The organism is uncultured Megasphaera sp. (genome assembly GCF_958350005.1).
Taxonomy (GTDB): domain Bacteria; phylum Bacillota; class Negativicutes; order Veillonellales; family Megasphaeraceae; genus Megasphaera.
Map to the genome: position 1 here is coordinate 1 of NZ_CATWFF010000060.1, position 11,340 is coordinate 11,340.

The window sequence follows — 11,340 nt, forward strand, 5'->3', positions numbered from 1 at the left end:
TGAGCGTCCGCGAAGATGCCATGGTTCTGTATGGCTTCGTCACGCAGGATGAATACGACCTGTTCATGCTGCTTCTCGGCGTCAACGGTATTGGCCCCAAAGTGGCTCTCGGCATTCTGAGCGCCGTCAGCCCCGACGGGTTCCGCCTGGCTGTTCACCAGAAGAACATGAAAGTCCTGACGAAGATGCCCGGTGTCGGCAAGAAGACAGCAGAACGGATGATTCTGGAACTGCATGATAAAGTCGGTGCTGTCGGTGACGGGCTGGTTGCAGAAGAAACTGACACGACAGCGGCGCCGCAGGGACTGGCAGCAGAAGCGCTGGCCGCTCTGACCGGTCTGGGATATACGGCCCAGGAAGTGCTGCCTGTGCTGGAAGCAAAGGCCCCGCACTGCCAGTCTGTGGAAGAACTGCTGAAAGAGACGCTCCGGTCTCTGGGAAGCGGGAGGTAAGGAATGGAAGAAAACCGGATTGTGGAAACAGGCCAGGTGCCGGGCGATTCCTGGCAGTACAGCCTGCGGCCTCATTATTTAAAAGAATATATTGGCCAGGAAAAGGCCAAGCAGAACCTGGACGTCTTCATTCAGGCTGCCAAGCTGCGCGGCGAGGCCCTGGATCACGTCCTGCTCTATGGCCCGCCAGGCCTGGGCAAGACGACCATGGCCGGCATTATTGCCAATGAGCTCGGCGTGAGCCTGCGCATTACGTCCGGTCCGGCCATTGAACGGCCTGGCGACCTGGCGGCACTGCTGACGAATCTGCAGGAACGGGATGTCCTGTTCATCGACGAAATACACCGCCTGTCTCACAGCGTAGAAGAAGTGCTCTATGCGGCAATGGAAGATTTTGCCCTGGATATTGTCATCGGCAAGGGCCCCAGTGCCCGGTCGGTGCGCATTGATCTGCCGCCGTTTACGCTGGTCGGCGCAACGACTCAGGTCGGCCGTCTGGCGCCGCCGCTGCGGGATCGGTTCGGCGTCATTTGCCGCCTGGAGTTTTACCGTCCAGACGAACTGGTGCTGATTATCAAGCGGACTGCAGATATACTGAATATTGAAATCGACGATTCCGGCGCCATGGCCGTAGCCTGCCGGTCGCGGGGGACGCCGCGCATTGCCAACCGTCTGCTGAAGCGGGTCCGTGACTTTGTCCAGGTCGCAGAAGAGCCGGTCATTACGGCCGAACTGGCCGGCCAGGCTCTGGACCGACTGGAAGTAGATGACTGCGGCCTGGACCGGACAGACCGGCGGGTCCTGCAGGTCATTATCGAGAAATTCGGCGGCGGCCCGGTGGGGCTGGATACGATTGCTGCGGCTATCAGCGAATCCGTCGATGCTGTAGAAGATGTGTACGAACCGTTTCTCATGCAGCTCGGTTTTCTGAACCGCACGCCCCGGGGCCGCGTCGTTACGGCGGCAGCGTATGCTCATCTGGGACTGCCGGCACCGAAAGACGCAAAGGGAACGGCTCTGTTTTAGGAGGAACTATGGCAAAACTGCTCATTATCATCGGCCTGGTATGCATCGTCGCCGGCCTTTGCTGGATGGTACTTGATTCTCTGGGCTGGAGCCGCTTTATCGGTCATCTGCCGGGAGATATACATATAACCAAAGGGAACACGTCTTTTTCGTTTCCCATTGTTACCTGCATTATTATCAGCGTGATTTTGTCTATTATTATGAATATATTTTTCCGTCATTAGGAGGCAGGCATGGGTATGAGACGATTGGTTCGCATTGTCGTTGGCGCAGTGCTGCTGGTCTGGGTGACTGCGGCGGCTCTGGCTGCAGGAAACGGCCCGGATATGCGCATTGGCATACGGGAAGGACAGGGCAGCGTGTCCGTCGTGGGAACGCAGGATGTCGGCGTATACAGGCAGGAAAAATTATGGAAGAAAGTAAAGGCCAACACGCCTGTGCAGATACAGATCAGCGGATCTGAGCTGACCGTAAACGGTGCGAAAACGGCTGGCCCCATATCGGTGCGGCCTCTGCAGAAGGACGGCCTCGTCAAGGTAACAGACGGCTATTCGTACCGGGGATATCTGGAAATGATGAAATCGCCGGCTTCATCGGGAATGACCGTAGTCAACGTGGTGCCCCTGGAATACTACCTGTACGGCGTGGTCGGCAAGGAAATGTCGCCGTCGTGGAGTCTGGAAGCGCTGAAGGCTCAGTCTGTAGCCGCCCGGACCTATGCCGTGTCGCACCGGAATTACTTCAAAAGCCGCGGCTTCGATATGACCGATGATACGCGCAGCCAGGTATACGGCGGCGTCAATGCCGAAGCGCCGTCTATTATTCAGGCCGTCAATGCGACGAGTGGCGAAATTCTGACCCATAAAGGAAAGCCTATTGAGGCCATTTTTTCGGCCAGTGCCGGCGGCTGGACAGAAAACAGTGAAAACGTCTGGGGCACGGCGCTGCCCTATTTGCGGGGCGTAGTCGACAAGAGCGATAAGATGCCGTCGTACAGCTGGTCGGTGTCGACGACGCCGGAAAAACTGGCGTCTAATCTGCAGGCTGCCGGCAAGGGTGTGGGCACGGTGAAATCCATTTCCCTGTCGCCCCTGGCCAAGCGGCCTATTGCGGCTACAGACCGCGGCGTTTCCGGCCGGGTTCTGAATATGACGGTCATCGGCTCAAAAGGGAAAGTAAATGTGACAGGCAATGCCTTTCAGTCCATTTTGGGCCTGAAGAGTACGCTCTTTGATTTTTATTCCGGCCAGGGGACGCCGCCTGATCCGGATCAGGACAAGCCGGCCCGGAAACCGGTGTTTTCCGTCAAGCCCCGTCAGGCCTTTACGATTTATGGCTTTGGCTGGGGCCACGGCCTGGGCATGAGCCAGTACGGCGCTTACCAGATGGCGCGGGAACACCCGAATGACAAGGATTACTACCGGAAAATTTTAGCCCATTATTATACAGATACCAAATTGGAACGCTTATATTAAGGAGTAGGTGTACGGTGAAACTCAGCGATTTTTATTATGATTTGCCAAAGGAACTCATTGCCCAGCATCCGGCGCAGCAGCGGGATCATGCCCGGCTCATGCTGTACGACCGAAAAAGCGGCGCTGTCGAACATGCTCATTTTTACGATTTGCCGAAGGAACTGCATAAGGGGGATGTCCTCGTATTCAATGATTCCCGCGTTATTCCGGCCCGCCTGCACGGCCGGCGCATTCCGACTGGCGGCAAGGTGGAAGTGCTGCTCCTGACGCCTGTTGGCGACGACCGCTGGGAAGTACTGGTTAAACCAGGGAAAAAGGCCCTGCCAGGAACGACGATCGAATTTCCCCTGGGCCTGACAGCAGACGTTCTGGAACGGACCGATTTTGGCGGCCGTATTGTGCAGTTTCATTACGACGGCGTATTCGATGATATTATCGATCAAATTGGCGAAATGCCTTTGCCGCCGTATATTCACGAAGCGCTGGAAGATCCTGACGAATACCAGACGGTGTATGCCCGGGAACGGGGGTCTGCAGCAGCGCCGACGGCAGGATTGCATTTTACGGACGAACTGCTGGACGAAATCCGCGCCAAAGGGGTGGAAACGGTGTTCGTCACGCTCCACGTCGGCCTGGGGACGTTCCGGCCTGTAGAAGAAGAAAACATTGAAGATCACGCCATGCACAGCGAATTTTACAGCGTTACGCCGGAAGCAGCCGCTGCTGTCAATGCGGCCAAGAAAGAAGGGCGGCGGGTTATTGCTGTCGGCACGACGTCCATGCGTACCCTGGAAAGTGCCGGTGCGTCAGGCACGCTGCAGGCTGGATCGGGCTGGACGAATATCTTCATTTATCCGGGATTTACCTTTCATATTGCCGATGGACTGGTGACGAATTTTCATCTCCCTGAATCGACGCTGCTCATGCTGATCAGTGCTTTGTCGACGCGGGAAAAAATCCTTCATGCCTATGAAATTGCCGTACAGGAAAAATACCGCTTCTTCAGTTTTGGCGACGCCATGTTTATTCGATAGGAGGGCAGCAGTGGTTATTACATTTGAACAGCAAGGAGAATGTGACGGCGCACGGGCCGGGATTCTGCGCACGCCGCACGGGACGTTTCTGACACCTATGTTTATGCCCGTCGGTACGCAGGCTACGGTAAAGACGCTGGCGCCGGAAGAACTTTACGATATGGGGGCACAGGTCATCCTGAGCAATACGTATCACCTGTTTTTGCGTCCCGGTGAAAATCTGGTCCGGGAAGCTGGCGGTCTGCACCGCTTTATGAACTGGAAACAGGCCATTCTGACGGACAGCGGCGGCTTTCAGGTATTCAGTCTGGGGAAAATGCGCAAGATTACGGAAGAAGGCGTTACGTTCCGGTCCCATCTGGACGGGTCGAAAAAGTTTCTCTCACCGGAAGTATCCATGGACATTCAGATGGCCCTTAATTCCGATATTGCCATGGCTTTTGACGAATGCATTCCCTATCCGTCTGACTATGAATATACACTCCATTCGACAGAACGGACGAGCCGCTGGGCCAGGCGCTGCCTCGATCACCATCACAGCGACACGCAGGGTCTGTTCGGCATCGTCCAGGGCGGCATGTACAAAGACCTGCGCCGCCGGAGCTGCGAAGACCTGGTGGACATGGATTTTGACGGATATGGCATTGGCGGCTTGAGTGTTGGCGAATCTAAGGATATAATGTATGATATATTAGAGCATACGACACCGTATTTGCCGAAGCATAAAGCCCGCTATCTCATGGGGGTCGGCACACCGGACTGTCTCCTCGAAGGCGTGGCCCGCGGCGTAGATATGTTTGACTGCGTCTTCCCGACGCGTGTCGCCCGCAACGGCATGGCCATGACCCATACGGGACGGCTGACCGTGCGCAATGCCGCATATGCCCGCGATTTCCAGCCCATTGAAGAAGGATGCGGCTGCTATACGTGCCGCAATTTCACGCGGGCCTATATACGCCATTTGTTCAAGGCCGAAGAGCTGCTGGCCTATCGGCTCGTAAGCATTCACAATTTGTATTTCCTGCTGCAGTTCATGCGCGACATGCGTCAGTCTATTCTGGACGGCGCGTTCCGTGAATTTCGCCGGGAATTCTGGCAGCGATATCAAGATGCATAACCAAGGCATTTTGCATATAAATCAGTATATGTATTATAGGAGGTGAATTACGTGAATATGATGGATCAGCTCAACGCTTTCTGGCCCATTATCCTGATGGTTGTCATTTTCTACTTCATGTTATGGCGGCCTCAGAAGAAACAGCAGAAGCGGCGTCAGGAAATGCTGAACAGCCTGAAGGCCGGTGCGAAGATCATTACGGCCGGCGGCCTGTTCGGTACGGTCGTATCGCTCCATGATGACTACCTGATCGTTCGCATTGCTGAACGGGTGGAAATCAAGATACAGCGCAGTGCTGTCGGCCAGGTTCTGGGCAAGCAGGATAAGCCTGCAGAACCCAAAAAAGCTCAGAAGGCAGAAAAGCAGCCCGTTGAAGCCAAACAGGAAGAAACAAACGACGCAACGTAAAAAAGCCATGCAGCTGGCAGGCTGGCCCTGTCTCTCTTTGCGGGAGCGGGGCAGCCGGCTTCATGGCCTTTTTGTGTTTTCGCACTGGATATAAAAGGAGGGATATCTGTTGCGGACTCGTAACATGATACAATTTTTCGGCGCTGTCGCCATTATTTTAGGCCTGTTCTTTGCCTTTATTTATCCACTGGCCAATTCGATTAAACAGGGCCTGGATCTGCAGGGCGGCACACATATTGTACTGGAAGCAGAAGACTCGCCGGACGCGCCGGTAACGGAAGACTCGCTGAGCCGGGCTGTGACGATTGTCGAACGGCGTATTAATGAAATGGGCCTGACCGAGCCGATTGTGCAGAAAGAAGGGGCCCGCCGCATTATTGTCGAGCTGCCAGGCGAAAAGAACCCGGAAAAAGCCATCGAAACGATTGGCAAGACGGCTATTATGGAATTTAAAGATGAAAGCGGCACGACCCGCATGACCGGCAGCGACCTGAAAACGGCGAAAGAACAGATTGAAAACGGCGGCAGAAACGTCGTTGCCATTGAATTTACTGATGAAGGGGCTCAGAAATTTGCCGATCTGACGGCGTCCAACGTGGGCCATCAGATTTCTATTCTCCTCGACGGCGAAGTATTGACGTCTCCAGTCGTCAATGAACCGATTACCGGCGGCAAGGCTGTTATTACAGGGAGCAAATCCCTGGAAGAAGCCAAAAACCTGGCTATTCTCCTGCGGTCCGGTGCACTGCCGGTCAAGCTGAAGGTCATGGAAGTCCGTACCATTGGCCCGAGCCTCGGTCAGGATTCCAAGATCAAGAGTGAAAAGGCCTTTGCTATCGGCATTATCCTGATCATGATTTTCCTGGTCGTCATTTACCGCCTGTCCGGTATTGTGGCCAACGTAGCCCTTCTGGTCTACGTTCTGATTCTGCTGTCCATCTTGAAATACCTCGATGCGACACTGACCTTGCCGGGGATTGCCGGCATTATCCTGTCCATGGGCTTTGCCGTAGATGCGAATATCCTGATTTTTGAACGGTTTAAGGAAGAGGTCCTTATCGGCAAGAGCCTGCGCACGTCTATGGAAGCCGGGTTCAAGCGGGCTTTCAATACGATCCTCGATGCCAACGTATCGGTCATGATTGCCGCCGTCGTCCTTATCGTCATGGGGTCCGGCACGGTCAAAGGCTTTGCCGTCAACCTGGCTCTGGGGATTATTGTCAGCATGTTTACGGCCATTATTGTCAGCCGGTCGCTGCTGACGTGGCTCATCAACACGGGCCTGGTCACGAATCCCTGGTTCTACGGGCTGAACCGTAAGGCACCGGAACACATGCTGAAGAAGGGGGAACAGAAATGAGTTTTGATATTGTTGCTCATCGCAAATGGTGGTTTACCCTGTCGTCTGTGCTGGTGGTCCTGAGCCTGGTATCCATTTTTATCAATGGCTTTAACTTCGGCATTGATTATACAGGCGGCACGATTCTGGACATGCAGTTCAAACAGCCTGTTACAGTCGCCCAGGTCCGCAATGTCGTCGATACGTCCGGCATGAATCTGGAAAACAGCGTCATTCAGCTGTCCGGCGTTACTGATCAGGAATCGTCCCAGGACGTCATGATCCGCATGCGCAACCTGACCAGTGAAGAAAGCAATGCCATTGCCGGCAAGTTAAACGATCAGCTCGGCGGGGCTGATGTCAAACGGACCGAATCAGTCGGTGCCGTTATTGGCTCAGAAGTAACGAAAAATGCCATTCTGAATCTGGCTGTCGCCTTCATCGCCCTGGCTGCGTATATTTCCTTCCGCTTTGAATACAAGATTGCCATTTCGGCTATCGTATCTATTCTGCACGACCTCATTATGGTACTGGGCGTATTTTCCTTTTTCCACCTGGAAATTGACGCGTCCTTCCTGGCAGCTATTCTGACGGTTGTCGGCTATTCCATGAATGAAGCCGTCGTCATTTTCGACCGGGTTCGTGAAAACACGCGGACTCACCGCCGGACCGATACGTATGAAAAGCTGGCCCATGACAGTATTTCCCAGAGCATTCACCGCAGCATTTACACGCTGACGACGGTATTGTTTGCCTGCGGCGCCCTGCACTTCTTCGGCGGCGAATCGACGAAGAACTTCTCTCTTGTCATGCTCATCGGCTTTATCAGCGGTGCTTACTCATCCATTTGTGTCGATACGTCGATCTGGGTCGTCTGGAAAAACCATACATCCAGCCGGCGCGGTCCCAAAGCTGTCGAAGCAGCAGCAGAAGGGGAAGGGGAACAGGCCTAGTCCTGCTGCATCCTGTTATTTTGGGTATATCCGTTCTATAGTGGTATCAGCGCTGCACTCCTGTGTATTGTCAGGGAGTGCAGCGCTTTTGTATAAAATGGAGACAAATGTATATTGCTAGCATACGGCCTTTGTGTTAGAATAATAAGACGTATATTACAGAAACTGGGGAGTGGATGGGATGCATCAGATTAAGCCGGAATTGCTGGCATTTATTCGGGAAAACCAGAAAGAAAATTTTGTCATGACACCCATTACCATGCGGGAAGGCTCGTCCCGCATGGCGCGGGAACAGGAAATGCCGAAAGTCGGCGTTCATCAGATTGTCGATACAGTCATGAAAGACTGCGGCATCTACGACGTGCCCGTTCGCATATATATACCATCGGCGGCAAAGAATCTGCCCGTACTGATTTACTATCACGGCGGCGGCTTTGTCATCGATACGGTTACGGTATATGATCCGATTTGCCGCCGCATTGCCATGGCGACGAATCATATTGTCATTACGCCGGAATACCGGCTGGCCCCGGAAAATCCCTATCCTGCTGCCGAAGAAGACGCCCTGGCCGTTGCCAGACAGGCTTTGCCTACGTTGGACGACCTGGGAATTTCCCATGCTGACGACGTGACAGTATGCGGCGACAGTGCCGGCGGGTATTTGGCAGCCGTCGTCAGTGCCGCTGAGCAGTCTGCTCATTCGGTGCCGCTGACGCATCAGATTCTGGTATATCCCTGCCTGGATATGATTCACACCTTTCCGTCCATTGAGGAAAACTGCCGCCCTGAAACAGGTTTTACGAAAGAAAAACTCCGCTGGTACTTTGATCAGTATTATGGAAGCCATGCAGACCGGCGGGCTGCTTCTCCCTTGTGGGGAAGCCTGACGGCACAGATGCCGGCAACGCTGATGATTACGGCAGGATTTTGTCCCTTCCGCGATGAAGACCGGGCCTATGTGCAGCGGCTCCAGGAGCTTGGTGTAGAGGCAGAACTGCGACACTACGATGGCATGGTTCATTCCTATTTAAATTTTGAAAAACTGTGCTATCCGGAAATTTGCCGCACCTATGAGGATATGGCTGATTTTTTAGCGTAACATATACTATAGTATAGAAAACAGAAAGAGGCTGCTGCCAAAGAACATGGCTCTTTGGCAGCAGCCTCTTTTATCTTTATATGAATTCGACTGTGTGCAGGGCTATGATTTTTTGAGCTGTTTCATAGACAGGCCAATGCGGCCGCGGCCGGCATCGACGGAGATGATGACGGCATCGATGATGTCACCGACGTGGACGATGTCGGCAGGATGGCGGAACGGGTGACTGCATAATTCAGAACGGTGAATGAGCCCCGGCGTCTTCAGACCAAAATCGACGAAGGCGCCGAAATCGACGACGTTCTGTACGGTACCGCGGACGACAGTGCCGACTTGCAGCTCATCGAGAGAGACGACGTGTTTCCTCGTCAGAGGCTGCGGAAATTCACTGCGTACATCGCGGCCCGGTTTGCGCAGTTCTTCCAGAATATCCCGGATGGTCGGCTCGCCGGCATGCAGGCTGGCTGCCAGGGCCGGCGCGGCGTTCATCTGGATTTTCTGCTGCAGCATGCGCAGTTTCTCAGGGTCTTGCAGGTCCTGCAGGGTCAGGCCATAGTGGCGGACAATCTGTTCAGCCAGACCGTATGATTCGGGATGGACTGACGTATTGTCCAGCGGGTCTGTGCCCTGGCGAATGCGCAGGAAGCCGGCGCACTGCGTGAAGGTCGCCGGTCCCAGCCGATTGACCGATAAAAGTTCCTGTCGGTTGTGAAAGGGACCATGTGCTGTGCGATAGGCTACGATGTTGGCTGCCGTTGAGGCAGTCAGACCGGAAACGTGCTGCAGTAAGGCCGGCGACGCCGTATTTAAGTCGACGCCAACGTAGTTTACTACCGATTCAACGACAGAATCGAGGGCAGCTGACAGGTTCTTTTGGTTGACATCGTGCTGGTACTGGCCGACGCCGATGGATTTGGGGTCGATTTTTACCGACTCTGCCAGGGGGTCCTGGATGCGGCGGGCAATGGAGACGGCGCCGCGAATGGTTACATCCAGGTCAGGCAGTTCTTCCCGGGCCAGATCGGATGCAGAATATACGGAAGCTCCGGCTTCATTGGCAATGATATACTGGCAGGACAGCTTCCGCTCGTCAATGAGCTGGGAGACGAACTGCTCCGTTTCATATGACGCTGTGCCATTGCCGATGGAAATGAGGGTGACGCCGTATGTTTGGATCATCGCTGTCAGGGCATCGGCGCTTTGACGGCGCTTCTGTTCGGAATGGGTCAGATAATACGTGCCGTAATCCCGGACACGGCCTGTTTCATCAATGACGGCAGCTTTGCATCCTGTCCGGTATCCCGGGTCCAGGCCGAGAATGATCTGTCCCGTAAAGGGCGGCTGCAGGAGAAGACTGCGCAGATTCTGGGCAAATACGTAAATTGCCTGCTTTTCTGCTTTTTCGGTCAGGTCATTGCGGATTTCCCGTTCCATCTGCGGGAAAATCAGCCGCTTGTAACTGTCGGCCGCTGCATTGGCGAGAATCTGGCTGTACGGCGAGGGATGACGGACGATCTGGTCCGTCAGGGCGGCAATATTGGCGTCTGCTGCGTCAGCCAGCGTTACTTTAAGCAGTTTCTGCGCTTCGCCGCGGTTAATGGCCAGAATCCGATGACTTGGCAGAGAGGCAATGCGTTCGCTGAAGTCGGCATACGTCGCCATGGCCTTGGCTTCTTGTTCTTCGACGGCCAGGGTACATTCCAGTTTGGCCGTTTTCCATAATACACGCCGTATATACTGGCGAAAGGGAATGTATTCGGCCATTCGTTCTGCCAGAATATGCGATGCTCCGGCTATGGCGTCGGCTGCTGTCGGTACAGCGTCATTTGTATATCCGGCAGCCAGCTGTTCCGGTTTCGGGCCGTGGGAATCTTGCTGCCAGAACTGCTCAGCCAGCGGTTCCAGGCCGGCTTCGCGGGCTACAGAGGCCTTTGTGCGTTTTTTGGGACGAAAAGGGAGATAAATGTCTTCAATTTCCTGGATTCGTGTTGCCTCATCGAGCTGCTTTCCCAGCTCGTCTGTCCATAATCCCTGTTCCGTAATGGACTGGCGTACGGCCTGACGGCGGCTGGCCAGGGCCTGTTCGTGTTCATACAGTTCGTGAATGCGGCGAAGCTGCACTTCGTTGAGAAGGCCTGTCGCTTCTTTTCGATAGCGGGCAATAAAGGGAATCGTATTGCCTTCTTCCAGAAGGTTCAGGGCGGCCCGTACCTGGCGGGGCGCAATGTTTGCCGCCTGAGCGACAAGGTGTAGTATCTGTTCTTCTATCATGAAAAACTCCTTTTGCATGTTCTTATCGTATGTTCTTCTTATTATGATGGGTGAAGCCAGTTCGGTCAAGACGCTGGGGCGAAGAAGAAAATTTTCTTTATAGAGATGGAAATTTATAGAGAAAATATTGCACTGATATTGTAATTTTTATTTATAACCGTTATAA

Annotated in this window: 11 protein-coding genes; 10 read left to right on the forward strand and 1 reads right to left on the reverse strand. The window is 54.0% G+C overall.

All coding sequences use genetic code 11. The features are described from left to right. The 10 genes from ruvA to Q3886_RS05050 form a co-directional block, all read left to right on the forward strand. Positions 1-452: Holliday junction branch migration protein RuvA (ruvA, locus tag Q3886_RS05005; protein ID WP_301860072.1), on the forward strand; the 452-nt coding region annotated here is incomplete at its 5' end. Between the two features lie 3 nt (positions 453-455). Beyond that, entirely contained in the window at positions 456-1,478 is a 1,023-nt protein-coding gene (gene ruvB, locus Q3886_RS05010; RefSeq protein WP_301860073.1) for a Holliday junction branch migration DNA helicase RuvB, read from the forward strand. Between the two features lie 8 nt (positions 1,479-1,486). Then, entirely contained in the window at positions 1,487-1,702 is a 216-nt protein-coding gene (locus tag Q3886_RS05015; RefSeq protein WP_301860074.1) for a DUF2905 domain-containing protein, read from the forward strand. 15 nt (positions 1,703-1,717) lie between these two features. Next, positions 1,718-2,953, forward strand: a complete 1,236-nt coding sequence (locus Q3886_RS05020) for a SpoIID/LytB domain-containing protein (protein ID WP_301860075.1) — start codon at positions 1,718-1,720, stop codon at positions 2,951-2,953. A 14-nt stretch (positions 2,954-2,967) separates the two neighbouring features. Then, positions 2,968-3,987 (forward strand): tRNA preQ1(34) S-adenosylmethionine ribosyltransferase-isomerase QueA, encoded by a 1,020-nt coding sequence (queA, locus tag Q3886_RS05025; protein WP_301860076.1) that lies wholly within the window; start codon positions 2,968-2,970, stop codon positions 3,985-3,987. A 10-nt stretch (positions 3,988-3,997) separates the two neighbouring features. Beyond that, a complete protein-coding gene (gene tgt, locus Q3886_RS05030) occupies positions 3,998-5,104 on the forward strand; it encodes a tRNA guanosine(34) transglycosylase Tgt (protein WP_301860077.1) in 1,107 nt (368 codons plus the stop codon). Between the two features lie 57 nt (positions 5,105-5,161). Further along, a complete protein-coding gene (gene yajC, locus Q3886_RS05035; protein WP_367881553.1) occupies positions 5,162-5,512 on the forward strand; it encodes a preprotein translocase subunit YajC in 351 nt (116 codons plus the stop codon). A 124-nt stretch (positions 5,513-5,636) separates the two neighbouring features. Further along, positions 5,637-6,872 (forward strand): protein translocase subunit SecD, encoded by a 1,236-nt coding sequence (gene secD / locus Q3886_RS05040; RefSeq protein WP_301860078.1) that lies wholly within the window; start codon positions 5,637-5,639, stop codon positions 6,870-6,872. Next, positions 6,869-7,804 (forward strand): protein translocase subunit SecF, encoded by a 936-nt coding sequence (secF, locus tag Q3886_RS05045; protein ID WP_301860079.1) that lies wholly within the window; start codon positions 6,869-6,871, stop codon positions 7,802-7,804. The genes secD and secF overlap by 4 nt, the downstream gene beginning before the upstream one ends. Before the next feature lie 181 nt (positions 7,805-7,985). Next, complete coding sequence (locus Q3886_RS05050; protein WP_301860080.1) at positions 7,986-8,903, forward strand: alpha/beta hydrolase; 918 nt, start codon at positions 7,986-7,988, stop codon at positions 8,901-8,903. 102 nt (positions 8,904-9,005) lie between these two features. Here the strand turns inward: Q3886_RS05050 and Q3886_RS05055 are convergent, their stop codons facing one another. Further along, the gene (locus tag Q3886_RS05055; RefSeq protein ID WP_301860081.1) at positions 9,006-11,174 is read right to left on the reverse strand and encodes a Tex family protein; all 2,169 of its coding nucleotides are present in this window, start codon (positions 11,172-11,174) and stop codon (positions 9,006-9,008) included. Positions 11,175-11,340: the final 166 nt, after the last annotated feature.

Bases quoted from the DNA above. Each gene is read 5' to 3' on its own strand.
- ruvB (WP_301860073.1), top strand. From the start codon at position 456: ATGGAAGAAAACCGGATTGTGGAAACAGGCCAGGTGCCGGGCGATTCC.
- yajC (WP_367881553.1), top strand. From the start codon at position 5,162: ATGATGGATCAGCTCAACGCTTTCTGGCCCATTATCCTGATGGTTGTC.
- secF (WP_301860079.1), top strand. From the start codon at position 6,869: ATGAGTTTTGATATTGTTGCTCATCGCAAATGGTGGTTTACCCTGTCG.
- Q3886_RS05055 (WP_301860081.1), bottom strand. From the start codon at position 11,174: ATGATAGAAGAACAGATACTACACCTTGTCGCTCAGGCGGCAAACATT.
- Q3886_RS05020 (WP_301860075.1), top strand. From the start codon at position 1,718: ATGAGACGATTGGTTCGCATTGTCGTTGGCGCAGTGCTGCTGGTCTGG.
- Q3886_RS05015 (WP_301860074.1), top strand. From the start codon at position 1,487: ATGGCAAAACTGCTCATTATCATCGGCCTGGTATGCATCGTCGCCGGC.
- Q3886_RS05050 (WP_301860080.1), top strand. From the start codon at position 7,986: ATGCATCAGATTAAGCCGGAATTGCTGGCATTTATTCGGGAAAACCAG.
- secD (WP_301860078.1), top strand. From the start codon at position 5,637: ATGATACAATTTTTCGGCGCTGTCGCCATTATTTTAGGCCTGTTCTTT.